Annotated in this window: 25 protein-coding genes; 14 read left to right on the top strand and 11 right to left on the bottom strand. The window is 71.9% G+C overall.

Going from position 1 to position 23,528, the window contains the following annotated elements; translation table 11 throughout:
• Window positions 1-461: 461 nt before the first annotated feature.
• The gene (serS, locus tag ACN9MM_RS20090; protein ID WP_426364907.1) at window positions 462-1,751 is read left to right on the top strand and encodes a serine--tRNA ligase; all 1,290 of its coding nucleotides are present in this window, start codon (window positions 462-464) and stop codon (window positions 1,749-1,751) included.
• Window positions 1,748-2,554, top strand: a complete 807-nt coding sequence (locus tag ACN9MM_RS20085; protein WP_426364906.1) for an HAD family hydrolase — start codon at window positions 1,748-1,750, stop codon at window positions 2,552-2,554. The genes serS and ACN9MM_RS20085 overlap by 4 nt, the downstream gene beginning before the upstream one ends.
• A gap of 131 nt (window positions 2,555-2,685) precedes the next feature.
• Here the strand turns inward: ACN9MM_RS20085 and ACN9MM_RS20080 are convergent, their stop codons facing one another.
• Window positions 2,686-3,360 (bottom strand): rhomboid-like protein, encoded by a 675-nt coding sequence (locus tag ACN9MM_RS20080; RefSeq protein WP_426364905.1) that lies wholly within the window; start codon window positions 3,358-3,360, stop codon window positions 2,686-2,688.
• 35 nt (window positions 3,361-3,395) lie between these two features.
• Entirely contained in the window at window positions 3,396-4,799 is a 1,404-nt protein-coding gene (gene lpdA / locus ACN9MM_RS20075; RefSeq protein WP_426364904.1) for a dihydrolipoyl dehydrogenase, read from the bottom strand.
• A 124-nt stretch (window positions 4,800-4,923) separates the two neighbouring features.
• Here lpdA and ACN9MM_RS20070 point away from each other — a divergent pair, with 124 nt between their 5' ends.
• Window positions 4,924-5,607: a FadR/GntR family transcriptional regulator gene (locus ACN9MM_RS20070; RefSeq protein ID WP_426364903.1), complete on the top strand. Its 684-nt coding sequence runs from the start codon at window positions 4,924-4,926 to the stop codon at window positions 5,605-5,607.
• 59 nt (window positions 5,608-5,666) lie between these two features.
• The gene (locus ACN9MM_RS20065; RefSeq protein ID WP_426368782.1) at window positions 5,667-6,917 is read left to right on the top strand and encodes a CynX/NimT family MFS transporter; all 1,251 of its coding nucleotides are present in this window, start codon (window positions 5,667-5,669) and stop codon (window positions 6,915-6,917) included.
• A 7-nt stretch (window positions 6,918-6,924) separates the two neighbouring features.
• Here the strand turns inward: ACN9MM_RS20065 and ACN9MM_RS20060 are convergent, their stop codons facing one another.
• The 4 genes from ACN9MM_RS20060 to ACN9MM_RS20045 are packed head-to-tail and all read right to left on the bottom strand — an operon-like array spanning window position 6,925 to window position 10,463.
• Complete coding sequence (locus tag ACN9MM_RS20060) at window positions 6,925-7,644, bottom strand: ABC transporter permease (protein ID WP_426364902.1); 720 nt, start codon at window positions 7,642-7,644, stop codon at window positions 6,925-6,927.
• Between the two features lie 14 nt (window positions 7,645-7,658).
• Entirely contained in the window at window positions 7,659-8,570 is a 912-nt protein-coding gene (locus ACN9MM_RS20055) for an ABC transporter ATP-binding protein (RefSeq protein ID WP_365225597.1), read from the bottom strand.
• Window positions 8,571-8,619: 49 nt separating this feature from the next.
• A complete protein-coding gene (locus ACN9MM_RS20050) occupies window positions 8,620-9,510 on the bottom strand; it encodes an ABC transporter permease (protein WP_426364901.1) in 891 nt (296 codons plus the stop codon).
• Entirely contained in the window at window positions 9,507-10,463 is a 957-nt protein-coding gene (locus ACN9MM_RS20045) for an ABC transporter ATP-binding protein (protein WP_426368781.1), read from the bottom strand. The genes ACN9MM_RS20050 and ACN9MM_RS20045 overlap by 4 nt, the downstream gene beginning before the upstream one ends.
• A 263-nt stretch (window positions 10,464-10,726) precedes the next feature.
• Here ACN9MM_RS20045 and ACN9MM_RS20040 point away from each other — a divergent pair, with 263 nt between their 5' ends.
• From ACN9MM_RS20040 to ACN9MM_RS20020, 5 genes are all read left to right on the top strand, one after another.
• Entirely contained in the window at window positions 10,727-11,572 is an 846-nt protein-coding gene (locus ACN9MM_RS20040; RefSeq protein ID WP_426364900.1) for a M24 family metallopeptidase, read from the top strand.
• Window positions 11,572-13,374: an SDR family oxidoreductase gene (locus ACN9MM_RS20035; RefSeq protein WP_426364899.1), complete on the top strand. Its 1,803-nt coding sequence runs from the start codon at window positions 11,572-11,574 to the stop codon at window positions 13,372-13,374. The genes ACN9MM_RS20040 and ACN9MM_RS20035 overlap by 1 nt, the downstream gene beginning before the upstream one ends.
• A gap of 154 nt (window positions 13,375-13,528) precedes the next feature.
• Window positions 13,529-14,497, top strand: a complete 969-nt coding sequence (locus tag ACN9MM_RS20030) for a MerR family transcriptional regulator (protein ID WP_426364898.1) — start codon at window positions 13,529-13,531, stop codon at window positions 14,495-14,497.
• A gap of 123 nt (window positions 14,498-14,620) precedes the next feature.
• Window positions 14,621-15,181 (top strand): RNA 2'-phosphotransferase, encoded by a 561-nt coding sequence (locus ACN9MM_RS20025; RefSeq protein WP_426364897.1) that lies wholly within the window; start codon window positions 14,621-14,623, stop codon window positions 15,179-15,181.
• Between the two features lie 59 nt (window positions 15,182-15,240).
• Window positions 15,241-15,693 carry a hypothetical protein gene (locus ACN9MM_RS20020; protein WP_426364896.1) on the top strand — a complete coding sequence of 151 codons (453 nt, stop codon included), beginning with the start codon at window positions 15,241-15,243 and terminating at the stop codon, window positions 15,691-15,693.
• A gap of 67 nt (window positions 15,694-15,760) precedes the next feature.
• Here the strand turns inward: ACN9MM_RS20020 and ACN9MM_RS20015 are convergent, their stop codons facing one another.
• The 3 genes from ACN9MM_RS20015 to ACN9MM_RS20005 all read right to left on the bottom strand — a co-directional run bounded on the left by ACN9MM_RS20015 (window position 15,761) and on the right by ACN9MM_RS20005 (window position 17,987).
• Window positions 15,761-16,471, bottom strand: coding sequence for a hypothetical protein (locus tag ACN9MM_RS20015; protein ID WP_426364895.1), 711 nt, complete (start codon window positions 16,469-16,471; stop codon window positions 15,761-15,763).
• Between the two features lie 95 nt (window positions 16,472-16,566).
• Window positions 16,567-17,445 (bottom strand): hypothetical protein, encoded by an 879-nt coding sequence (locus ACN9MM_RS20010; RefSeq protein WP_426364894.1) that lies wholly within the window; start codon window positions 17,443-17,445, stop codon window positions 16,567-16,569.
• Window positions 17,442-17,987 (bottom strand): RNA polymerase sigma factor, encoded by a 546-nt coding sequence (locus tag ACN9MM_RS20005; protein ID WP_426364893.1) that lies wholly within the window; start codon window positions 17,985-17,987, stop codon window positions 17,442-17,444. Before ACN9MM_RS20005 ends, ACN9MM_RS20010 begins: the two co-directional genes overlap by 4 nt.
• A gap of 87 nt (window positions 17,988-18,074) precedes the next feature.
• On the opposite strand from ACN9MM_RS20005, the gene ACN9MM_RS20000 reads away from it, so the two are divergent.
• Window positions 18,075-18,986, top strand: a complete 912-nt coding sequence (locus tag ACN9MM_RS20000) for a serine/threonine-protein kinase (RefSeq protein WP_426364892.1) — start codon at window positions 18,075-18,077, stop codon at window positions 18,984-18,986.
• Window positions 18,987-19,109: 123 nt separating this feature from the next.
• Window positions 19,110-20,003: an LLM class flavin-dependent oxidoreductase gene (locus ACN9MM_RS19995; protein WP_426364891.1), complete on the top strand. Its 894-nt coding sequence runs from the start codon at window positions 19,110-19,112 to the stop codon at window positions 20,001-20,003.
• Between the two features lie 91 nt (window positions 20,004-20,094).
• Here the strand turns inward: ACN9MM_RS19995 and ACN9MM_RS19990 are convergent, their stop codons facing one another.
• Together ACN9MM_RS19990 and ACN9MM_RS19985 are read right to left on the bottom strand one after the other, a co-directional pair.
• Window positions 20,095-20,406: a hypothetical protein gene (locus ACN9MM_RS19990; protein WP_426364890.1), complete on the bottom strand. Its 312-nt coding sequence runs from the start codon at window positions 20,404-20,406 to the stop codon at window positions 20,095-20,097.
• A 234-nt stretch (window positions 20,407-20,640) separates the two neighbouring features.
• Window positions 20,641-21,159, bottom strand: coding sequence for a MarR family winged helix-turn-helix transcriptional regulator (locus ACN9MM_RS19985; protein ID WP_426364889.1), 519 nt, complete (start codon window positions 21,157-21,159; stop codon window positions 20,641-20,643).
• Between the two features lie 153 nt (window positions 21,160-21,312).
• Here ACN9MM_RS19985 and ACN9MM_RS19980 point away from each other — a divergent pair, with 153 nt between their 5' ends.
• From ACN9MM_RS19980 to ACN9MM_RS19970, 3 genes are read left to right on the top strand one after another with little or no spacing between them, the layout of a single operon-like run.
• The gene (locus ACN9MM_RS19980) at window positions 21,313-21,951 is read left to right on the top strand and encodes a hypothetical protein (protein WP_426364888.1); all 639 of its coding nucleotides are present in this window, start codon (window positions 21,313-21,315) and stop codon (window positions 21,949-21,951) included.
• Window position 21,952: 1 nt separating this feature from the next.
• A complete protein-coding gene (locus ACN9MM_RS19975; protein ID WP_426364887.1) occupies window positions 21,953-22,813 on the top strand; it encodes an SGNH/GDSL hydrolase family protein in 861 nt (286 codons plus the stop codon).
• Window positions 22,810-23,484 carry an NAD(P)-dependent oxidoreductase gene (locus ACN9MM_RS19970; RefSeq protein WP_426364886.1) on the top strand — a complete coding sequence of 225 codons (675 nt, stop codon included), beginning with the start codon at window positions 22,810-22,812 and terminating at the stop codon, window positions 23,482-23,484. The genes ACN9MM_RS19975 and ACN9MM_RS19970 overlap by 4 nt, the downstream gene beginning before the upstream one ends.
• Window positions 23,485-23,528 lie beyond the last annotated feature (44 nt).

Here is a 23,528-nt window from a genome sequence, read left to right as displayed (position 1 = left end):
TTCGTCCACAGGTACGAACCACTAGTCCTACCTGCATACTTTTCAGTTACCCACAGAGGTTATCCACAGGCTCTGGTCAGACCTGGGGACAAGTCGACACCGCGCCGAGACAAGGTCGACAAATCCCCCCACTCACCCCCCGCCATCCCGTGCGCCATCCACAGCGCCCCGCTGACGCCCTCGTCAGCGCCTCTCTGGCGACCCACTCGTTGGAGCGAGCAATTCCCACCCAAATGAGTGTGCCAATGGCGTTTGATCACGGAATTCCCAGGTTCGATGAGGGAAATCCACGCGATCTTCCCCGTAGTCCACAGATCTTCCGCACAGCCTGTGGATAAGTGAATGCGGCAGCCCGGCCGGCGCCTGACCGACGTCATTTCCATGGATCTCAATTCGGGCGAAACAACACGCGCACCGTTATCCGGTGGGGGCGGGCGAACACGCACCGGTAGCCTGGTGGGGTGATTGACCTTCGCCTGCTCCGTGAGGACCCCGACCGTGTTCGCGCCTCCCAGCGCGCCCGTGGAGAGGACGTCGCGCTCGTCGACGCCCTGCTCTCCGCCGATGAGCGGCGCAGGTCGTCCGGCGTCCGCTTCGACGAGCTCCGATCCGAGCAGAAGGCGCTCGGCAAGCTGATCCCCAAGGCCACCCCCGAGGAGCGCGCCGAGCTCCTGCAGAAGGCCGAGCAGCTCAAGACCGACGTCAAGGCCGCCGAGGCCGAGCAGAACGAGGCCGACGAGACGGCCAGGCAGCTTCTGCTCCAGCTCGGGAACATCGTCCACACGGACGTCCCGGTCGGCGGCGAGGAGGACTTCGTCGTCCTGGAGACGCACGGCACCATCCGCGACTTCGCGGCCGAGGGCTTCGAGCCCAAGGACCACCTGGAGCTGGGCGAGTCGCTCGGCGCCATCGACGTCGAGCGGGGCGCCAAGGTCTCCGGCTCGCGCTTCTACTACCTGACCGGTGTCGGCGCCCTCCTGGAGCTCGCCCTGGTCAACGCCGCGATCGCCCAGGCCACCGAGGCCGGCTTCATCCCCATGCTGACCCCGGCGCTGGTCCGTCCGCGCGCCATGGAGGGCACCGGATTCCTCGGCCAGGCCGCGGAGAACGTGTACCACCTGGAGAAGGACGACTACTACCTCGTCGGCACGTCCGAGGTGCCCCTCGCGGCATACCACATGGACGAGATCATCGAGGCCGACAAGCTGCCGCTGCGGTACGCGGGCTTCTCGCCCTGCTTCCGCCGCGAGGCCGGCACGTACGGCAAGGACACCCGCGGAATCTTCCGCGTCCACCAGTTCGACAAGGTCGAGATGTTCTCGTACGTCGCGCCCGAGGACGCGGAGAACGAGCACAAGCGGCTCCTGGACTGGGAGAAGCAGTGGCTGACCTCGCTGGAGCTGCCGTTCCAGGTCATCGACGTCGCCACCGGTGACCTCGGCTCCTCCGCCTCCCGCAAGTTCGACTGCGAGGCGTGGATCCCGACGCAGGGCAAGTACCGCGAGCTGACCTCCGCGTCGAACTGCGACAGCTTCCAGGCCCGTCGTCTCTCCGTCCGCATGCGCGAGGAGAAGGACGGCAAGAAGACCGTGCAGCCGCTGGCCACCCTGAACGGCACGCTGTGCGCCGTACCGCGCACCATCGTGGCGATCCTGGAGAACCACCAGCTGGCCGACGGTTCGGTGCGGGTGCCCGAGGTCCTCCGCCCATACCTCGGCGGCCGTGAGGTCCTGGAGCCGATCGCCAAGTGAGCCCGTTCCCCTACCGCCTGGTCGCGACGGACCTCGACGGCACGCTGCTGCGGGCCGACGAGTCCGTCTCGGACCGCACGCGGGACGCGCTGGCCGCCGTGACGGCGGCCGGCGCCGCGCACATCGTGGTCACCGGCCGGGCGGTGCCCTGGACCCGGCACATCCTCGACGACCTCGGCTACGAGGGGATCGCGGTGTGCGGGCAGGGCGCGCAGGTCTACCACGCCGGTGAGCACCGGCTGCTGACCTCGCTGACCCTGGACCGGCAGCTCGCGGGGCTCGCCCTCTCCAAGATCGAGGCGGAGGTGGGCCCGCTGGCGGTGGCCGCCAGCCGAGACGGCCTGGACGGCGAGGTCCTGATGGGCCCCGGTTACCGGGCGCAGGAGGGGCCGCTGCCGTACGTGCCGTACGAGGACCCGGCGGAGCTGTGGTCGGCGCCGCTGACCAAGCTGTACATCCAGCATCCGGCCCTGGGCGACGACGAGCTGACCAGCGTCGCGCGGGAGACGGTCGGCGGGCTCGTGGACGTCGTCATGGCGGGCCCCGGCATCGTGGAGATCCTGCCGCTCGGCCTGAGCAAGGCGACCGGTCTGTCGCTCGCGGCGCGCCGGCTCGGCGTGAAGGCCGCGGAGACGATCGCCTTCGGCGACATGCCGAACGACATTCCGATGTTCGGCTGGGCGGCGCACGGCGTGGCCATGGGCAACGCGCACGAGGAGCTGCGGGCGGTGGCGGACGAGGTCACGGCCACGAACGAGGAGGACGGCATCGCGGTCGTCCTGGAGCGCCTGCTGTCGGCGTGACCCGCTGAGACCCGGACGAAGGCCCGCTCCCCGAGGGGAGCGGGCCTTCGTGGGTCGCGGCCCGCGCGGACCGTGGTCCGCGCGCTCGAAGCGGCCGCACCCGGGGGATCCCCCGTGTCCCCCGCGTGCAACTAGTGTGCGCCGGGAGGCCGTTCGACGGCGACTGGTTTTCCACCGGGCGGAACGCCCCTGGTCAGGGGGTAGCAGGCCAGTCCGATCGCCAGCGAGATCGCGTGACCGAGGTCCGTGTAGGTGCGGTCGGTGGCGAGCGGTACGAGGAAGAAGGCGAGGGCGGCGGCGAGGTAGGCCCAGCGCCAGGGCGTGGGCAGCCGGTAGGTCAGGATCCCGGCCGAGGCGGCGAGGCCGTAGCTGACCCCGATGTCGACGACGTGGGCCATGCTGCGCGGCACGTCGTGGAGCTGGATGGCCGCGAGGACCACCTGCTGGCTGATGAGCGTGGCCGCGATGTGGGCGGTGGCGACGGTGAAGAGCCACTTCGCGGTGCCCAGCCAGCGCTCCACGGGGGCGTGGAAGACCTCGAAGAGCACCGCGTACAGGAGCAGGTCGGCCGGGTTCTCGATCCAGAACGCGCTGCCCAGCAGGGCGCGCATCGGATGGTGCGCGAGCTGGTGGAGGTTGCTGCTGTTGCGGTGGAGGAGATACGTCTCCAGGCCGTGCGGGGAGAGCGCGATGACGAGGCTGGTGATCGCGATGACCGCCAGCCACACGTGCGTACCGGGTGACGAACGCACCCACGACCTGATCGGTCGGGACGGTTCGCCACCCGGTGAGGTTTCGCTCGGCACCTTTCAGTGCCTATCACCCGAACCTGGGAGAAACCTCAGAAATTGATCATGTGTCCGGCAATACCGTGGATCGCTTCCTTCACGGCCTCGCCCAGCGTCGGGTGCGCGTGCACGTTCCGGGCGACCTCGTGGACCGTGAGGTCCCACTGCTGGGCCAGCGTCAGCTCGGGCAGCAGCTCGGTGACGTCGGGGCCGATGAGGTGGGCGCCGATGATCTCGCCGTGCGTGCCGTCGGCGATGATCTTGACGAAGCCGGTGGCGTCGCCGAGGCCGTGCGCCTTGCCGTTCGCGACGAACGGGAACTTGGCGACCTTGACGTCGTAGCCCTTCTCGCGGGCCTGCGCCTCGGTCCAGCCGAAGCTGGCGATCTGCGGCTGGCAGTAGGTCGCGCGCGGGATCATCGGGTAGTCGAGCTCCATCGTCTCGGCGTCCCCGATGGTCTCGGCCGCGATGACGCCCATGGCCTCGGCGGTGTGCGCGAGCATCAGCTTCGCGGTGACGTCACCGATGGCGTAGATGTGCGGCACGGAGGTGCGGCAGCGGCCGTCGACGTCGATCGCGCCGCGCTCGGTCAGGGCGACACCGGTGCTCTCCAGGCCGTAGCCGGAGACGTTCGGGGCGAAGCCGATGGCCTGGAGGACCTTGTCGGCCTCCAGGACCTTCTGGACGCCGTCCTTGCCGGTGACGGTGACGCGGACCTGCGGGCCGGTCTCGTCGATGGCCTCGACGCGGGTGGAGGTCAGGACGTCGATGCCGAGCTTGCGGTACTGCTTCGCCAGCTCCTTCGACACCTCCTCGTCCTCCAGCGGCGCGATCCGGTCGAGGAACTCGACGATCGTGACCTTGGTGCCGTAGTTGTTCAGCACGTACGCGAACTCGATGCCGATGGCGCCGGCGCCGGCGATGACGATCGACTGCGGGGCGTCCTCGGCGAGGATCTGCTGCTCGTACGAGACGACGCGGTCGCTGAGGGCTGTGCCCGGGAGCAGGCGCGGGGTGGCGCCGGTGGCGATGATGCAGTTGTCGAAGGTGATCGTCTCCGACGAGCCGTCGGCCTTGGCCACCTGGAGGGTGTTCGCGTCGAGGAAGGTGCCCCGGCCGTTGAACTCGGTGATGCCGTTCTTCTTCATCAGGAAGTGGACGCCCTTGACGCGGCCGTCCGCGACCGAGCGGCTGCGGCGGAAGGCCTCGCCGTAGTCGAAGGAGACGGTGCCGTCGACCTTGATGCCGAAGGTCTTCGCCTCGTGGTTGAAGATGTGGGCGAGCTCGGCGTTGCGCAGCAGCGCCTTGGTGGGGATGCAGCCGACGTTCAGGCAGACACCGCCCCAGTACTTCTCCTCGACGACCGCGACCCGCTTGCCCAGCTGGGCGGCGCGGATGGCGGCGACGTAGCCGCCGGGGCCAGCTCCGAGTACGACGACGTCGAAGCGGTCTGACATGACTGACTCCCGAGGGTGGTGAGGGTGTTCGGTCCGCGTACGGCCCCACAGTAGTCCGCCGCCCCCCGCCCGGTCAGTTGTAGGATGACTGGGCAACCGGGCGAATGAAGGGGTACGGAGCGACATGGCGGCACTCAAGGCGGCGGGGCGGACCTCGCTGGTGGACTCCGTGGTGGAGCAGCTGCGCACGCAGCTCACCGAAGGGGAGTGGGCGGTCGGCGACCGCATCCCGACCGAGCACGAGCTCGCGCAGCAGCTCGGCGTGGGCCGCAACACCGTCCGCGAGGCGGTCCGGGTCCTCGTCCACTCCGGTCTCCTGGAGTCCCGCCAGGGCAACGGCACCTTCGTCAGGTCGACCGCCGATCCGGCCGCCGTGCTCCGCGGGGTCCGGCACGCGGGCGCGGCCGACGTCCTCGAACTGCGGGTCGCCCTGGAGGCCGAGGCCGCCCGGCTCGCGGCCGCCCGGCGCGACACCCACGACCTGCTGCGACTGCGGGCCGCCCTGACCACGCTGCGGGAGGAGGGCGACCGGAACGCGGACGCGGACCTCGCCTTCCACCTCGCGGTCGTCGGCGCGACCCACAACGCCGCCTTCGTCGAGGTGTACCGCTTCTTCTCCGCGCAGGTGCACGAGGTCCTGGTGGAGGCCCTCGGCGACCGGGAGATGCCGCCGGTCGACATCGACGCCCACGAGGCCCTGGTGGCGGCCGTCGAGGCCGGCGACCCGGAGGCGGCGGAGCGGCAGGCCCGCGAGCTGCTGCGGGTCCCGATGGAGACGGTCGCGGGGCTGACGGAGCGGAACCAGTGAGCTCGGGGACCCGGGCGGAGGACACGGCCCGTCAGCTCCCCGGGACCCGGGCGGACGACCTGGCGCGCCCGCTCGTCGACGCCGAGGCCGGGGTCCTGCCCTCGGCCGAGGGGGCGGCGGCCCGGCGCGCGCTGCTCGCCCACCCGGCGGTGCTCCTGGCCGGCATCGTGCTGGCCTCGCTCAACATGCGGGTAGCGCTGGCGAGCGTGGCCCCGCTGGTCGGCGAGATATCCGACGCCTTCGGGCTCTCGGCGACGGCGAGCTCGCTCGTCACCTCGGTACCGGTGCTGTTCCTCGGCCTGGGCGCGCTGGTGGCGCCGTGGCTGGGCCGCCGCTTCGGGGCCGAGCGCGTGCTGTTCGCGGCGCTCCTGCTGCTCGGCGTCGGCATCCTCGCGCGCGTACTGCCGTCCGTGTACGCGCTGTACGGCGGCGGGATCCTCGTCGGCAGCGCGATCGCCCTGCTCAACGTGCTGATGCCGGGCCTGATCAAGCGTGATTTCCCTGACCGGGCCGCGTCGATGACCTCGGTCTACACGGGCGCGATGATCGCCGGCGCGACGGTCGCCGCGGCGGCAGCGGTGCCGCTGGAGAAGGCCCTGGGCGGCGGCTGGGAGGGCTCTCTGGGCTTCTGGTCACTGCTCGCGGCGGTCGCGGCCCTCGCCTGGCTTCCGCAGGTCCTGATCGCCCGCGGGCGCCCGGGACACGGGGTCCGGGCCGTCCCGGCCGGCGCCGCCCGCCCGGTGAGCGTCTGGCGCTCGGCGCTGGCCTGGCAGGTCACCCTCTTCATGGGACTGCAGTCGCTGTGGTCGTACGTGCTGATCGCCTGGATGCCGACGATCTTCACCGACCACGGGATGAGCCGCTCCACTGCCGGTGTCATCTTCGCCTTCAACAACCTGATCCAGGTCGCCGGCGCCTTCGCGGTGCCGCTGCTCGCCGGCCGGATGCGCAGCCAGCGCCCGCTGATCGTGCTGGTCACGACACTGGTCGCGGCCGGCTACGCCGGACTGATGGTGGCGCCCGTGGAGGGCGCCTGGCTCTGGTCGGCGGTCCTCGGCGTCGGTCAGGGCGGTGCCGTCGGCCTCGCCCTGACCCTGATCGTGCTGCGCTCCGGGGACGCGGTGACCGCGGCCCGGCTGTCCGGGATGGCCCAGACGGTCGGCTATCTGCTCGCCGCCGCCGGGCCGCTGGCCGCCGGTGCCCTCCACCAGGCCACCGGCTCCTGGACCCTGCCGATCTGCGTGGTCCTCGGCGTCTGCGCGGCGGCCCTCGCCGTCGGCCTGCTCGCGGCCCGCAACCGCACCGTCTGAGCGCCTCCTACTCCTCGCCGGCCAGGGTCAGCTTGCGCAGCTTCTGGCCGGCGAACCAGGTCGCCGCGACCGTGACCCCGATCAGGAGCGTCACCGCGGTCGTGAGGCCCACCTCGGAGGTGACCAGGCCGTCCCCGGTGACCTTCTGCGCGAGGGCCAGCGCCCACTGCTGGACGCTCAGGGTCTTGGCGCCCGCGATCAGGGAGCCGAAGAGGGCCTCCCACACGAGGGCGTAGACCAGGCCGATCACCACGGCGTGCCGGCTGACCGTGCCGAGCAGCAGGAACACGGCGCTGTAGGCGATCGAGGCGACGAGCGCCGCCACCATGTAGGCGACGGCCACCTGCTGCCCGTTGCCGTTGAGGATGAAGCCGGCGATCAGCGTCGGGACGGCGGAGAACACCATGGTCACCGCGATCGCCACGATCAGCTTCGTGAAGATGATCGTGGGCCGCTTCACCGGCTTGGACAGCAGATAGACGATCGAGCCGTCGTCGATCTCGGGTCCGATCGCGCCCGTACCGGCGATCACGCCGATCAGCGGCACCATCGTGGCCAGCGCGAACCCGCCGAGGACGTCGGCCGCGACCTGGTCGTCTGCGCCGTTGAACCCGCGGACCGCCGCCGCGATGAGCAGCAGCATGCCGGGCAGCAGGAAGAGGATCAGCGCCCTGCGGCGGCCGAGGAGGGCCCGGTAGGTGAGCCGGGCGACTGTGGGGTTGTACATCGGTCAGGCTCCTTTCAGGCCGCTACGAGGTACGAGAAGACCGATTCGAGGGACTCGTCGGACGGCGAGACCGTGAGGAGGCGGATCCCGCGCTCCTTCGCGACCTGCGGGAGCAGCTCCGTGAACCGTCCGAAGTCCACCGCCTGCACGCGCAGTCCGCCCTCCGCGTGGTCGACCTCGATGCCGGCCGTGGACGGGTCGGCGATCAGCGCGGCGGCGAGGGCCCGGTCGTCGCTGGAGCGGACGAGGTAGCGGTGCGGCCGGTCCGTCATCAGCCGGCGGATCTTGCGGAAGTCGCCGGAGGCCGCGTGCCGCCCGGCCACGATCACCTCGATGTGGGAGGCGAGCTGCTCGACCTCCTCCAGGATGTGCGAGGAGAACAGGACCGTGCGCCCGTCCGCGCCCATCCGCCGCAGCAGGTCCATCAACTGCATGCGCTGGCGCGGGTCCATGCCGTTGAACGGCTCGTCGAGGAGGAGCACGGACGGCTCGTGGACGAGGGCCGAGGCCATCTTCACGCGCTGCCGCATGCCCTTGCTGTACGTGGAGATCTTGCGGTCCTGCGCGTACTCCATCTCGACGGTGGCCAGGGCCCGCTGGGCCTCCTTCGCGCCGAGGCCCTGCAGTTCGGCGTTGGCCAGGACGAATTCACGGCCGGAGAGGAAGTCGTACATCGCCTCCCGCTCGGGGACGACGCCGATCTCGCGGTAGACCGACTCGTTCCCCCAGATCTTCTGGCCGTCGAGGGTGACGCTGCCGGTGGAGGGGTCGAGGAACCCGCCCATCATGTTGATGAGGGTGGACTTCCCGGCGCCGTTGGGGCCGAGGAGGCCGGTCACGCCCGGGCCCACCGTCATCGTGACGTCGTTCACGGCCACGACGTTTCCGAACCAGCGGGAGACGTGGTCGATGGAGAGGATGCTCATGGGCGCAGCCCATTCCTTAGAGGGGTGGTGGCGGGCGACGGGTCGGCGGTCACAGCCCGACCTTTCGGTAGCGGCGCATCAGGATGCCGTACGAGCCGGCGACGAGCGCGAGGACGGCCAGGAGGTAGACGAGGCCGACAGCGGCGCCCGGGCCCCCGCCGTCGGGGAAGCCGGTCGGCGCGCCCAGGAAGGCGGTCTGGACGCCGTCGATGAGGGTCATCGGCGAGAACAGGCCGAGCCACTGGATGGCTCCCTGGTTGTCCGTGGCGTAGGCGATGCCCATGAGGGTGGAGACGGCCCCGTACGAGATCGTCAGGACGGCGATCACGGCGGCGACGCCGAACCCGCGACGCGGGGTGAGGGCCGCCATGACCAGCCCGATGCCGCCGAAGAGCAGCGAGAGCAGGGCCACCGAGACGAGCCCCTGGCCGAACATCCTGCTCTGCTCGACGAAGTCCATCTTGGCGAGGAGCGAGCCGATCCAGAGGATCAGCAGGGGGGCGGCGGTGAGGACGAAGAGCGCCGAGGCCATCGCGCCGAACTTGGCGAGGACGTAGTCCGCGCGCTCGATCGGGCGGGAGAAGTACAGCGGCACCGTCCGGAACCGGAGGTCGCGGGAGACGGACTGGGGCGCCTGCGAGGCCAGGTAGATGCTGATGACGACCTGGAGGTACAGCGCGTACTGCGTGTACTCGATCGCCAGCTTGGACTGCTTGGTGACGACCGCGACCGCGACGATGATCAGCGCCGGGACGCACATCACCGCGAAGAGCAGCATCGGCAGCACCTTGGACTTGGCGCTGCGGCCCAGGCCGTACGCGCCGCGCAGCGACTGCGAGAACAGCGACCTGCGCGCGTACGCCCGGCCGAGGCGCGGACCGTCGTAGGACCGGTAGCCGATGTTGTGGATCTGGGTCGTGTCGGGGGCCTGGGAGCTCATCGAGCCGGCACCTCCTCCTGGTCCGTCGCCTTGAAGACCTCGGCGATGTGGTGGCGGCGCTGTTCCATGCGGACCAGACCGAGGCCGAGGCCGGCGACGGTGTCCCGCACGAGGTCGTACGTCTCCTCGCCGGCCGCCTCCAGGAGCAGGATGTGGCCGGCGCCCGGGAGGCCGTCCTCCACGCCCGCGTGGATCGTCACGCCGGCGGCGGCGAGGGCGTCGCGGAGGGCGCCCGTGCCGTCGGAGTGGAGGTCGGAGTCGGTGACCTCGACCGCGAGGGTCGTGGTGGTGCGCGTGAAGTCGCTGGTGGAGCTGGAGCGCAGCAGCCGGCCGCCGTCGATGACGACGACGTGGTCGCAGGTCCGCTCCAGCTCGCCGAGGAGGTGGGAGGTGACGAGGACGGAGATGCCGAAGTCGGTCCAGACCCGGCGGATCAGTCCGAGCATCTCGTCGCGGCCGACCGGGTCGAGGCCGTTGGTCGGCTCGTCGAGGAGGACCAGCTTCGGGTCGTGGACCAGCGCCTGCGCCAGCTTCACCCGCTGCTTCATGCCCGTCGAGTAGCCGCCGATCGGGCGGTAGCGCTCCTCGTACAGGCCGACGTGGCGCAGGGTGTCGGCGGTCCGCTCGCGGGCGGCGGTCGCGGGCAGCCCGGACATCCGCGCCATGTGGACGACGAACTCGGTGGCCGAGACGTCCGGCGGGAGGCAGTCGTGCTCGGGCATGTACCCGACGCGCTCACGGATCTCGGGGCCGTGGGTCCGCACGTCGAGGCCCAGGACCCGGGCGCTGCCCTCCGTGGCGGGGGAGAGCCCGAGGAGGATTTTGATCATCGTGGACTTGCCGGCTCCGTTGGCACCCACCAGTCCGGTCACACCGGGCCCGATATCCAGGGAGAGCCGGTCGAGAGCGGTCACCCGGGGGAACCGCTTGCTGAGGCTTTCGGTCGCGATCACAGTCACGCTTCGACGGTAGTGGCCTGCGCCACAGCGGTCGTCAGCCCAACGGCTCGATCCTTCTCCGACTACAGGAGTACAAGCCCGTAGGGGCGTCGAGACGAAAGTCTTTTTCCACAGGTCTTCGGTCGGTCTTTCCACGGGACTTTTCCACAGGGCCGCCGTCCGACCCCTTGACGCAGCCGCCGGGCATTGTCACATTCATCGGTGTCAAGTTACGGACGCGTAGCGCAGTCGGGCGCTCACACGGGACGGCGGGTGGCATGGCCTCAGCAGTGACAGGCGAACTCTCCGCGGAGCTGCGGGGGTTCAGGGACGTCCAGCGGCTCTCCTACGAGTGCGCGGAAGCCGTCGCGGCCCAGCTCAAGCCGGGCGTGACCGAGCGCGAGGCCGCCCGGATGCAGCGGGAGTGGCTGTACGAGCGGGGCGTGCGGGACTGGTTCCACCGGCCCTTCGCCTGGTTCGGGGACCGCACGGCCTTCGTGGACTTCAGGATCCCGCTGCAGTTCTTCCCCACGAACCGGCGACTGGAGGCGGGGATGCCGTTCATCCTCGACATGGCACCGGTCCACAAGGGGTACACGGCGGACATCGGCTACAGCGGCTGCCTGGGCCTCAACCCGCTGCACGACAAGCTGCTCGCCGACCTGGAGGCCCACCGCGAGCTGATCCTGCGCGAGGTGCGCGAGCGCCGCACGCTGCGCGAGATATACGAGGACGTGGACCGGCTCATGGTCCGCCAGGGGTACGCGAACCGGCACCGGGCCTACCCCTTCGGCGTCATCGCCCACAAGGTCGACCGGGTGAAGGAGCGCCGCTGGGCGCCGACGGCCTTCGGCTTCGGAACCCAGGCGCTCAAGGGCCTCGCGAGCGACGCCGTGCACGGCCACCGGGACGGCTGGTCGCCGCTCTGGTCGCCGTACAAGTTCTCCGACCACCCGCCCGTGCCCGGGCTCTGGGCGGTCGAGCCGCACCTCGGATTCCGGGGGACGGGCGCGAAGTTCGAGGAGATCCTGGTCGTCACCGACTCCAGGGACCCCGAGCAGAGTGCTTTCTGGCTGGACGACGATCTGCCGCACGTGCGGCGCTGGAACGAGGGAGCGGTCTGATGGCGGCAATCGCCGGGCTCGAAGGGGCGCGGGAGCGCTGGGTCAGGACGGGCGGGATCGAGCTGTGCGTCGCCGAGCTCGGCGACACGGACCGGCCGACCGTCCTTCTGGTCCACGGGTATCCGGACTCCAAGGAGGTGTGGTCGGAGGTCGCGACCCGACTGGCCGAGGAGTTCCACGTGGTGCTGTACGACGTCCGGGGCCACGGCCGGTCGACGGCGCCGGCCCCGCTGCGCGGCGGCTTCACCCTGGAGAAGTTGACCGACGACTTCCTCGCGGTCGCCGAAGCCGTCAGCCCGGACCGGCCGGTCCACCTCGTGGGCCACGACTGGGGTTCGGTGCAGTCCTGGGAGTTCGTCACCGTGCCCCGCACCGAGGGCCGGATCGCCTCCTTCACCTCGATGTCGGGGCCCTCGCTCGACCACTTCGGGCACTGGATCAAGCAGCGGATGACCCGGCCCACCCCGCGCCGGGTCGGCCAGCTCCTCGGCCAGGGCGCCAAGTCCTGGTACGTGTACATGCTGCACACGCCCGTGCTGCCCGAGCTCGCCTGGCGGGGGCCGCTGGGCAAGCGCTGGCCGAAGCTCCTGGAGCGGATGGAGAAGGTCCCGGCCGGCGCCTACCCGACGCCCTCCCTGCCGAGCGACGCGGCGCACGGCGCCTGGCTCTACCGGGACAACGTCCGGGCCCGGCTGGGCAGGCCGCGCCCCGACGCGTACGCGCACGCGCCCGTCCAGCTGATCACGCCGACCGGTGACGCCTTCCTCTCCGAGCGGCTCTACGACGACCTGGGCACCTGGGTGCCGGACCTGACCCGGCGCACCCTGCCCGCCAAGCACTGGGTGCCGCGCACCCGGCCGGACCAGCTGTCGGCGTGGATCACGGAGTTCGTCCGGGCCAACGAGGACGCGGCGGCCAAGGCGCCGAAGCCGGTCGCGGCGACGGCCGCGAAGGGCGGTGTGAAGCCGGAGTACGCGGAGCGGTTCGGCGGTCAGCTCGTCCTGGTCACCGGGGCGGCGAGCGGCATCGGCAGGGCCACGGCCTTCGCGTTCGCGGAGGCGGGCGCCCGGGTGGTGGCCGTGGACCGGGACGCCGAGGGCGCGGCCCGCACGGCGGAGATGGCCCGCCTGATCGGCGCCCCGGAGGCCTGGGGCGAGGAGGCCGACGTCTCCGACGAGCAGGAGATGGAGAAGCTGGCCGCCAAGGTGGCGAGCGAGTACGGGGTCGTGGACGTCCTGGTCAACAACGCGGGCATCGGGCTCACGGGGTCGTTCTTCGAGACCTCGGCCGAGGAGTGGAAGCGGGTTCTGGACGTCAACCTGTGGGGTGTCATCTACGGTTGCCGCTTCTTCGGTGCGCAGATGACCGCGCGCGGTCAGGGCGGCCACATCGTCAACACCGCCTCGGCGGCGGCCTTCCAGCCGTCCCGGGCACTGCCCGCGTACAGCACGTCGAAGGCGGCGGTGCTGATGCTCAGCGAGTGTCTGCGCGCCGAACTGGCCGGTCAGGGCATCGGGGTGTCGGCGATATGCCCCGGCATCGTCAACACCAACATCACGGCGACCGCGCGGTTCGCCGGGGTCACGGACGCGGCGGAGGAGAAGCGGCGGCAGCAGAAGGCCTCCCGGCTGTACGGGCTGCGGAACTATCCGCCGGAGAAGGTCGCGGACGCGATCCTCGGGGCGGTCCTGCACGACCGTGCCGTCGTGCCGGTCACTCCCGAGGCGCGGGGCGCCCACTTCCTGTCCCGGCTCAGCCCGGGTGCCCTGCGGGCCCTGGCTCGCTGGCAGCCGCCGGCGTAGGCGAGGGAGGGAGGGCCGGGTCGGGTCGGGTCGGGCCCGGCTCCGCCGGGTCGGGGCAGGCTCCGTCGGGTCGGGGCAGGCTCCGTCGGGTCGGGGCAGGGCCGGCGGTCGTACGATCCCTCCCAGGAGGGGCCCCGCGGCTGCGGGGTGGAGGATGCGGTCGGTGGGAGCGGGTTTGTCCGAGCAGTCAGCACAGCCGGAGTACCGGATCGAGGATCTCGCTCATCACAGCGGGGCCACGGTCCGGACGATCCGCGCCTACCAGGACCGCGGTCTGCTGCCCCGCCCGGAGCGGCGGGGTAGGTCGAACGTGTACGGGGACGCACACCTCGCGCGGCTCCGGCAGATCGCGGACCTCCTCGACCGGGGCTACACCCTGGCCTCGATCAAGGAGCTCCTGGAGGCCTGGGACACGGGCCGGGGGCTCGGCGGGGTGCTGGGCCTGGTCGCGGAGGTCCACGGGCCGTGGACGGACGAGGAGGCCGACCGGATCTCCCGAGCGGAGCTGGACGCGCGCTTCGGCGGCACGCCGGACGAGGAGGCCATCCGGGAGGCCGTCGAGCTCGGCGTACTGGAGCGACTGCCGGACCGGGAGGGCGAGGAGTACCTCGTGCCGAGCCCTCAGGAGCTCGCGGTGGCGGCCGAGTTGTACGCGGCGGGGGTTCCGCTCGCGGCAATCACCGGGCACCTGAGGGAACTTCGCGATCAGGTCGAGCACATCGCCTCCCGCTTCCTGGAGTTCACGACGGAGCACGTCTTCGCGCGCTATCTGGAGCACCGGCCGCCGACGGACGCGGACGCGAACGAGGCGGCGACGATGGTGCGGCGGCTCAGGCCGCTCGCCCAGCAGACGGTTGACGCCGAACTGGCGCGGGCCATGCAACTTCTGGCGACCCGTCACCTGGAGATCCACCTGTCGCCGGATCCACCCCGGGTGAAGGACGATCAGCCGCGCGCGGTGTCGCTCCCTGCCGGGACGATAAGGGCCGTCCAGGGGCTGGTTGGCGCGGAGGGCGTGGAGGCGTTCATCGCGGCGGCCACGGAACGAGAGGTCCACAAAAGGACATTGGACGCTCTCGCCTCACATCACCACACATCAGGCGCATTTGAACAAACACCCTGAAAACAGCTGCCTGTTGTCCACAGATTCGCCAACTCCACTGTGGATAACTCAGGTTGGTTGTGGATCAAACCTGTCCGCATGAATTCGATGGTGAGGAGTTTCACGCTCCGGCATCCTGACGGAATGAACCGAAGACAACCACCCGACGAGCGGCGCACGGTGAAGGTGTCGAAATACCTCTCCAAGCATCTGCGCCACCAGCCCGAGCGCATCGGGCTCGTCCTCGACGCACACGGCTGGACCGAGATCGAGACCCTGCTCAGCGCCACCGCGGAGCACGGCTTCCCGATCACCCGCGAGGAACTCGACCACGTCGTCGCGACCAACGACAAGAAGCGCTTCGCGATCGAGGGCACCCGCATCCGCGCGAGCCAGGGCCACACCGTCGAGGTCGACCTCGGCCTGCCGCCCGCCGAACCGCCCGCGTACCTCTACCACGGTACGGTCGCGGACCGGCTCGCCTCGATCCGGGCCGAGGGGCTGCGGCCCATGGCCCGCCACCACGTGCACCTCTCCCCCGACCGGGAGACGGCGACCCGGGTCGGCGCGCGCCGGGGGCGGCCCGTCGTGCTGAGCGTCGACGCCGGAGCCATGCACCGGGCGGGTCACGTCTTCCACGTCAGCGCCAACGGGGTCTGGCTGACCGACACCGTCCCGCCGGAGTTCCTCCGCTTTCCCTCCTGAGGCATGCCTGACGCGTAACTGCGGCATGCCTGGGGCGTACCTGCGGCATGATCGGCCGCATGGCTCACGCGCACCTGCCCAGCACCGAAGCGGCTGTCACCGCGATCCGCGGGATCGCCCAGGAGTTCCGCCTGGAGATGACGGTGACCGACGACATCGGCGCGGACCGGACCTCCCGGCGCATCTCCGCCGGCGCGTTCGCCGTCCTCGACCCGGATGGATCGCTCCCGCACGAGGCCTACGTCGAACTGGGCGGCTCGCCCTCGGTCACGATCCAGGTCTTCCCCGAGGACGACGCCCTGATCACCGTGGACGGCATCGAGTTCGCCGATGTGCCGCGCGACGCCGTCCCCGCCTTCCTCCGCTCCGTCCACGGCGGCCTCGCCCATGTGAAGGGACGGTTCTTCCCGCCCGGCTGGTGGCTGATCGTCCCGCTGCCTGGCGACGAGACGTACAAGGAGCTGGTCACGGGAGCCACCCTCACGCCCTGGATGAGCGCCCGCGTCCGCTGACCGCCGCAGGCTCGGAGCCCTGACCCGCTCCGCCGGGGGCCGTGCGCCCGGCGGAGCGGGGGGCGGTTCAGGAGGAGAGGCGGTTCAGTGCTGCGGCGGCGATGCCTTCGACGTAGTTCGGGGCGTCGGTGGGCTGGCCGGACAGCTCGACGAGGGCGACCCTGGTGCCGCTGCGCAGGACCGCGACCCCGCCGCTCACGGTGCCGTCGCCGCTGTAGGCCGGGTACCAGCGGGCGGTGCCGCCAGTGGTGGTCAGGGTGTGGGCCGTGCCGTAGTACCAGTGGCCGGCGGGCTCGTCCTGGCAGTCCTGAACGAGCGCGACGAGCTGCTTCTCCCAGTCGACGGCCGCAGCCCCGGTGGGGGCGCTCGCGGCCGACTCGATCAGCAGGCTGTCGGTGTCGAAGGTCCAGTTCACGGACGCGTACGCGGTGGCCGCGCCCTTGGTCAGGTCGCGCATCGTCTTCTCGCCGGAGCACGCGGACAGCCCCTGGCGTCCGTTCAGCGCGACGGTGGCGCCGACCGGGTTCAGGCCCCGCTGGAAGTAGTCCTCGCTCTGGACGAGGTGGGCGGAGCCGAGTCGGGGCGCGGCGGCCGCGACCGCGACCGCGTGGGCGGCGGTGGCCGGGTGGGCGGCGGCGGTGCGGTGGGCGGCCCCGTCGGCGCTGGCCGACTGGGCGCCGAAGACGGTGGCCGTGATCAGTGCGGCGGCGAAGCATGCCGCGGCGGCGACCCGGTTGCGGCGAACGGACTTCTGCTGGACGGTCTGGTTCTCGGTCATCTGGTCCCCCTGCTGGTCGGGACGCCTGCTGCGTCCTCGTACAACCGGGGGAGATGCCGCCGGAGAGGGGAAAGTTGGAGCTCTGACCCGCTGTTTCACAGCTGTGACAGAGCGGTCCTCACGACGCGGTCCATCGCGGCCGTTCCCAGGCACGCGTCGACCTCCAGCACCCCGTAGTGGGTGCCGCTGCGCAGCACGGCGATGCCGCCGCAGGGTTCCTTGTCATCGGGCGCCGTGCCGGTGGTGTTGAGGAATCCCTGGTAGGTGCCCATCCAGCTCGCGGTGACGTCCGGGGCGAGCCGCAGCGTCCTGGTCTTTCCGTAGATCCAGTGCCCTGGCGCTTCCTCCTGGCAGGGCACCTGCTCCAGCAGCAGGCGCTGGGAGAAGTTCTGCGCCAGGGAACGGCTCCGGGCCTCGGCGGCGACCTCGCGGGCGACCTGGTCGGCGCTGTCCGCGGCCAGCGTGGGGTCGCCCGGGTCGGTGCGGAGGCCGGTCATCAGTCCGCGGAAGTGGGCACCGGGCCCGCCCAGGGTCTCGGTGAGGGTCTTCTCCCCGGTGCAGACCGGGTTGGCGTAATGCCCGTCGCCGTACCGGTCGGCGACATGGATCTGCCCGATGCCGGCGTCCGGTCCGAACGCCTCGGGTCCCAGAAGGTTCGCCGTCGTCACGGGCCCGGTCGCACCGGTCGGCGCGGCGGAACCGGAGCCGGAGGCGGAACCGGAACCGGAGCCGGAGGCCGAGGGCGCGGGTGTCGGGACGGACGCGCCGGGCGTCGCGGGAGCGGACGCGCCCTGGGATGCCCCGCCGGCCGCGGTGACGGGACCCGCTGCCGGGTCCACGTCGGCGCCGGGGGGCGAGGGCAGGAGGAACCGGCCGGTCACCAGCCCGAGCACGGCGGCTGCCACCAGGGCGGCGACGGCGGACCGGGGCCGGACGACGGCGTGGCCGCCGCCCGTCGCGGGACCACCGTTCACAGACCGGTGACCAGGCGCTCGCGCATGAAGCGGCGGGCCTGGTGGATCCGGTCCTTGACCGTGCCCAACGGGGAGTCCACCTGCTCGGCCACCTGGACGTAGGTCAGGTCGCCCAGATCGCGCAGCACGAAGGACTCCACCAGGGTCGGGTGCTGCTGCTCCAGCGCGGCCAACGCCTCCATCAGGTCGAGCCGGCTCCCGGCGATGACGCTGGTGGTGCGCGGGTCGACGGACTCGGGGAGCTCGGCGTGGCTGTCCTCGGCCCGGCGGCGCATCGAGCGGTAGGTGGACCGGGCGGCGTTCGAGGCGATCACCGTCACCCAGCCCAGGAAGGAGCCGTGTCCGCCGTACTCGCCCAGGTGCGTACTGATGGACAGGAGGGCGTCCTGCGCGGCCTCCTCCGCGTCGGCGTGGTGGGGCAGGAAGCGCGAGCAGCGGCGCAGCACCATCGGCCGCAGCTTGGCCAGCAGGTAGTCCATCGCCCCCGGGTCACCCGCCTGAGCAGCCGCCACCAGCCGTTCCAGCTCGCCTTCCTCGAACACCCGGATCCCCCCGTTTCGTCCCGCCTGACATCCCGCCCGCCGAACGGGAGTTCCCCACTCCCGTCGACTCCGGCAGAATGCTGCCACATGCGCAAGCTCGGCCGTTACCTCCTCCTGGACCGGCTCGGAGCCGGCTCCTTCGCGACGGTCTGGAAGGCCTACGACCCGGAGCTCGACACCGAGGTCGCGGTGAAGGTGCTGGCCGACAACTGGGCCGCCAACGCCGATGTGCGCGAGCGGTTCCTGGCGGAGGCGAGGCTGCTGCGCCGGATCGCCAGCTCGCGGGTGGTCCGCGTGCACGACGTCGGGGTGCAGGAGGACCGGCCCTACTTCGTCATGGACTACGTGCGCGGCGGCACCCTGGAGGACCGGGTCGGGCAGTGCGACCCGCAGGAGGCGGTGCGGCTGGCCGCGGAGGCGGGCTACGCGGTCCAGGTCCTGCACGACGCCGGCGTGGTGCACCGCGACGTCAAGCCGTCCAACCTGCTGCTGTCCACCGACCCCGCGCCCGACGCGGTGCTGGTGGCGGATCTGGGCAGCGCGAAGCAACTGGCCGACGCGTCCGGACTGACGGTGACCACGGGCACGCCCGCGTACATGGCACCGGAACAGGCCTTTCAGACCGGCGGGTTCGACGGGAGGGCCGACGTGTACGCGCTGGCCGTCGTGGCCTACGAGCTGCTGACCGGGCGGAAGCCGTTCGGCCCGGGCGGGCGCGCCACGGCTCTGATGACCGACCGGCCGACCGCCTCGACGCTGCCCGCGCTCCCGGCCGGAGCGGAGCTCCCACCGCACGTCGACCTGCTGCTACGGGCCGCGATGTCCGTCGAGCCGGCGGACCGACCGCCGACCGCCCGGGCCTTCGCGGACGCGCTGCTGGCTCCGGTCCCGCAGGCCCGGCCCCTGGGAAGCCCCGGATGGCTGACCCCCCGCGCGGTCTGTCTGGCGTCGGGCGCGGTGTTCACGGCGACGACCCTGCTGAGCTGGCTGCGGCGTTGACTCCGGGAATCCGGCAGGAACCGGGTGAGCGGCCCCCGGTCATGCCTGTGCGTGTACGAGGTCGCGGCGTCGCCCCCGTGCAGCTGCGAGCCGGCCGCTGACGGCTGCCGTAGGGTCGATGGCATGCGTCTGAGCACCGTGATCCTCCCCATCCACCGATGGAGCGAGGGACAGAAGATCTGGCGGCGGGCCGAAGACCTCGGGTTCCACGCCGCGTACACCTACGACCACCTCTCCTGGCGGAGCTTCCGCGACGGCCCGTGGTTCGGCGCGCTGCCCACGCTCACCGCCGCGGCGACGGCCACCGAGCGGCTTCGGCTCGGCACCCTCGTGACCTCGCCGAACTTCCGGCACCCGGTGACGCTCGCCAAGGAACTGATCACGCTGGACGACGTCTCCGGCGGGCGGATCACCCTCGGCATCGGCGCGGGCGGCAACGGCTTCGACGCCACCGCGCTCGGGCAGGAGGCGTGGACGCCGAAGGAGCGCGCCGACCGGTTCGGCGAGTTCGTGGCACTGCTCGACCGGCTGCTCACCGAGGACGCGGTGACGGAGCGGGGCACGTTCTACTCGGCCGACGAGGCGCGGAACATCCCCGGCTGCGTCCAGCGCCCGCGGCTGCCGTTCGCGGTGGCGGCGACCGGGCCGCGCGGGCTGAGGCTGGCCGCGCGGTACGGGCAGGCGTGGGTGACGACCGGTGACCCGAAGCTGTACGAGGAGGGCACGCCGGAGCAGTCGGTGGCGGCCCTGCGCGGCCAGGTCGAGAAGCTCGCCAAGGCCTGCGCCGAGTCCGGCCGGGACGTCGCCGAGCTGGACAAGGTCCTGCTGACCGGCTTCACGCCGGACCGGAGCCGGCCGCTGGAGTCCGTGGACGCCTTCGTCGACTTCGCCGGGCGCCACCGTGAGCTCGGCTTCACCGAGATCGTGATCCACTGGCCGATCCCGGACTCCGACTTCGCCGCGGACCAGACCGTCTTCGAGAACATCGCCACGGAGGCGCTCGCCCAGCTGGGCTGAGCTCGCGGCCGGCCTGACCCGCGCCGCGGCGGGTCAGGGCGTGCCGGGCGGGGTCAAGCCGTGCCGGGCGGGTCAGGGCGTGCCGGGCGGATCAGGCCGTGCGGGGCCACTCGACGTCGGCTCCGCACGAGGTGTCACAGGTCCTCGGGCTCTCCTCACGGGCCGCGGCGCCCTGAGTCCGCTGCTGCGGTACGGCGGCGGTGCCCCCGGTGCGCTTCGGCGGTCGGGACACGACGGCGGCCAGTCCCGCCAGGACGTCGCCCACCAGCATCGGCTCCCGCACCGGGTGAGCCGCGCCGGCGCGCTCGCACTCCGCGCACAGGGTCATGCGGAGGCTCGCGACCCACGTCCCGTACGGCGCACCGCAGGAGTCGCACTCCCCTCTTCGCCGGCCCGCGACCATGTCCCGCCCTCCCTGGAGACGCCGTCAGCTCCCAGGGATCTTCCCCGCCACGCCGAAAACGAACGGGTGTTTACGGCCATGTCCTGACACGCCGGTCACACCCGCCCTTCGGCTCCGCGCTCGGCGCCCGCGCGCCATGCCCGCGCTGCGCGCCCCAGCGCCGTCCCGCGCGCCATGCCCACGCTCCGCGCCCCAGCGCCGTCCCGCACGCCGTCCCGCCCTCCGCGCCCGCGCTCAGCCCGGGTGCTTCGGCAGTCGGCGGTAGCCCGGGTGGACGCCGGGGGTGAGGCCCTGCTGTTCGGCGACCCGCCCGAGCAGCTCCGTCAACCGGGCCCGGTCCTCCTCGTCGAGCGCCGCGAACAGGTCGTCCTCGTGCAGCGCGGCGACCTCCCGGACCTGACCGAGCGCGCGCCGCCCGCCCTCGGAGACGTACAGCTCGTGATGGCGACGGTCGTCGGCGCTGCGCCGCCGTTCCACGAAGCCCTTCTTCTCCAGGCTGTCGATCAGCGCGACGACCCGGCTCGGGACGACGCCGAGGTCGGCGGCGAGGGAGCGCTGACTCCGTCCCGGCTGCGTGGCGATCATCCGCAGCAGGCCGACGTCCGGCGGGGCGAGCCCGATCTCGCCGACGCGCTCACCGAAGCGGCCCGCCGCGTGCGCCCCGAGCTGGGCGAGCAGGAACGCTCCGCCGCGCGGGGACGGGGCCGAGGCCGCCGCTCCGGGATCTTCCACTGGTTGCCGGTCGCTGCTCACGGGGTTATCGTACGCCACGAGAACGATTCTCCCCAGTGAACTATTCTCCCCAGAGAACGGACAGGACCCGTGTCTGCAGAGAGCTGGACCGATCCCCGGCCGACCGAGGCCCCGCAAGCGCGCCGAGAGGCCCAGGGAGGACCGCCACCCGGCGTGCTCGCCGTGGTGTTCACCGGACTGTTCCTGGCCGGCCTCGTGCTCAGCACCGTGCTCGCCGACGGCAACCCCTTCCCCTCGCCCTTCGGCGGGACCGGCGAGATCGTGGCGTACTTCCGTGCCCACTCCGGCGCCGTCCAGATCTCCGGCGCCCTCCAGTTCGCGGCCTCGATCCCGTTGGCCGTCTACGCCGCCACGGTCTCGGCCCGGCTGCACCGGCTCGGCGTCCGCGCCCCCGGCGCGACCATCGCCCTGGCCGGCGGCCTCCTCGCCGCCGGGTCCCTGGCCTGCTGCGGCCTGGTGAGCTGGACCCTGTCCCGTACGGAGGTCCTCGACCTGCCGCCGCTCGTCCGGGCCCTCCAGTACCTGGCCTTCGCCACCGGCGGCCCGGGCCACGTGGTGACGCTCGGCCTGCTCGTGGCCGGGATCGCCGTTCCCGGGCTCCTCGCCGGACTGCTGCCCCGCGCGCTCGCCGTGACCGGGCTCGCCCTGGCGACGGTCGCCGAACTCGCCACCCTCACCCTGCTCTTCGACGGCGCCGCCCTGCTGCTGCCGCTGGCCCGCTTCACCTGCCTGGGCTGGCTGATCGCCGCCGGCTTCCTCCTGCCCCGTCGCCGCACCCGCAAGGAGCACTGACATGCCCGAGACGACCACCGCGAAGCCGGACTCCGCCGAGAGCCCGACCGACAAGCTCGTGCGCTTCCAGCAGCCCGAGAAGACCCTCCGCTACCTGGGCGAGCTGCCCGAGAGCCGCGTCGCCGAGCTCTTCGGCCTCGACCCCGAGACGTACCGGAAGCTGCTGCGCGACCTCGACGACCGGACCCGGGACACCGCTGCCGAGCTCCTCAGGGACCCCGTCTTCGCCGAGCGGGCCGACCGGCTGCCCTTCCGTCCCGGGCAGCGGATCGTGGCCCTCGGCGAGAGCACCACCGCCGACCGGCTCTCCTGGTTCTCGATCCTGCGCCACCTCCTCCCGGACGGCGTCGAGCTCGTCAACCTCGCCGTCTCCGGCTCCACCACCACCCAGGCCCTCGCCCAGCTGCCCCAGCTCGCCTTCCTGCGCCCCGACTGGATCCTGTGCATGCTCGGCGCGAACGACGCGCAGCGGCTGCGCCGGAGCGCGGAGGCGGAGGGGACCCGGCTGGTCAGCGAGGCGGAGACGGCGCGCAACCTCCTCGCCCTGCGGGAGCTCGCCGGACGCGGGCTCCCCGGCGAGGACCGCTGGATCTGGCTCACCCCGAGCTCCGTGGACCAGGAGCGGGCCGACGCCTACCCGCACTTCCGCCGCGCCGGGATCGGCTGGACCGGCGCGGACATCGACACCGTCGCCGGGTTCCTCCTCGGGCAGCCGGACGTCACGGTCGACACGCGCCCGGCCACCGCCGGTCTGCACCTCGACGACGGGATCCACCTCACGCTCGACGGCCAGCGGGCCGTCACCGTCGCCCTGGTCGACACGCTGGCACGACGGGCGGACACGGAGGAGACGGCCTCATGAAGCTGATGCTCTTCGGCGTCACAGGCGGCACGGGCGCGCAGCTCCTGGCCCAGGCCCTCGGCGCCGGCCACCAGGTCACCGCCGTCGCCCGCGACCCCGCCCGCGTCCCGGTCACCGATCCGGTCACCGCCCCTGCCGCCGGCCCGGGGGCGCGGCTGACCGTCCTGCCCGGCGACGCCCTCGCCCCCGAGGCCTGGCGGCACGCCGTCGCCGGTCACGACGCCGTGCTCTCCTGCCTCGGCAGCACCGACCGCAAGCACCCCACGACCGTCTACTCGCAGGGCACCCGGAACATCGTCGAGGCGATGCGCGCCGCGGGCGTCGCCCGGCTGCTCTGCCTCTCCTCCGCCGGCCTGGACGTCACCCCGGACGTGCCGCTGCCGCAGCGCCTCGTCACCCGGTACGTGATCCAGCGGCTCTACCGGCACGGCTACGCCGACATGACACGGATGGAGAGCTTCGTACGGTCTCCTGCCGCGGACGGCACCGCATGGACGGTGGTGCGGCCCCCGATGCTGACCGACGGCCCGCTGACCCGCACCTACCGGACCGCCGAGAACGGCCGTCTGGAGCGGCCGAAGTCCCTCTCCCGCGCCGATCTCGCGCACTACCTGCTCACCCATGTCGACGACCTCCGCACCCACCGGGCCGTCGTGGAGGTCGCCCACTGAACGATCCGCGCTTTGAGACCCGTCGCGTACGGAGCCTCCGCGCC

This window comes from Streptomyces sp. E-08, from assembly GCF_049913095.1.
Lineage (GTDB): Bacteria > Actinomycetota > Actinomycetes > Streptomycetales > Streptomycetaceae > Streptomyces.
Note: the sequence above shows the minus strand (reverse complement) of the source record. Positions and strands in the feature narration are given on the sequence as shown.

Coding starts and splice junctions, on each gene's coding strand:
- ACN9MM_RS20050 (WP_426364901.1), bottom strand. CDS start 9,510: ATGAGCTCCCAGGCCCCCGACACGACCCAGATCCACAACATCGGCTAC.
- ACN9MM_RS19975 (WP_426364887.1), top strand. CDS start 21,953: ATGCCCGAGACGACCACCGCGAAGCCGGACTCCGCCGAGAGCCCGACC.
- ACN9MM_RS19990 (WP_426364890.1), bottom strand. CDS start 20,406: ATGGTCGCGGGCCGGCGAAGAGGGGAGTGCGACTCCTGCGGTGCGCCG.
- lpdA (WP_426364904.1), bottom strand. CDS start 4,799: ATGTCAGACCGCTTCGACGTCGTCGTACTCGGAGCTGGCCCCGGCGGC.
- ACN9MM_RS20070 (WP_426364903.1), top strand. CDS start 4,924: ATGGCGGCACTCAAGGCGGCGGGGCGGACCTCGCTGGTGGACTCCGTG.
- ACN9MM_RS20040 (WP_426364900.1), top strand. CDS start 10,727: ATGGCCTCAGCAGTGACAGGCGAACTCTCCGCGGAGCTGCGGGGGTTC.
- ACN9MM_RS20030 (WP_426364898.1), top strand. CDS start 13,529: ATGCGGTCGGTGGGAGCGGGTTTGTCCGAGCAGTCAGCACAGCCGGAG.
- ACN9MM_RS20055 (WP_365225597.1), bottom strand. CDS start 8,570: ATGAGCATCCTCTCCATCGACCACGTCTCCCGCTGGTTCGGAAACGTC.
- ACN9MM_RS20060 (WP_426364902.1), bottom strand. CDS start 7,644: ATGTACAACCCCACAGTCGCCCGGCTCACCTACCGGGCCCTCCTCGGC.
- ACN9MM_RS20000 (WP_426364892.1), top strand. CDS start 18,075: ATGCGCAAGCTCGGCCGTTACCTCCTCCTGGACCGGCTCGGAGCCGGC.
- ACN9MM_RS20015 (WP_426364895.1), bottom strand. CDS start 16,471: ATGACCGAGAACCAGACCGTCCAGCAGAAGTCCGTTCGCCGCAACCGG.
- ACN9MM_RS20035 (WP_426364899.1), top strand. CDS start 11,572: ATGGCGGCAATCGCCGGGCTCGAAGGGGCGCGGGAGCGCTGGGTCAGG.
- ACN9MM_RS20025 (WP_426364897.1), top strand. CDS start 14,621: ATGAACCGAAGACAACCACCCGACGAGCGGCGCACGGTGAAGGTGTCG.
- ACN9MM_RS20020 (WP_426364896.1), top strand. CDS start 15,241: ATGGCTCACGCGCACCTGCCCAGCACCGAAGCGGCTGTCACCGCGATC.
- ACN9MM_RS19995 (WP_426364891.1), top strand. CDS start 19,110: ATGCGTCTGAGCACCGTGATCCTCCCCATCCACCGATGGAGCGAGGGA.
- ACN9MM_RS19970 (WP_426364886.1), top strand. CDS start 22,810: ATGAAGCTGATGCTCTTCGGCGTCACAGGCGGCACGGGCGCGCAGCTC.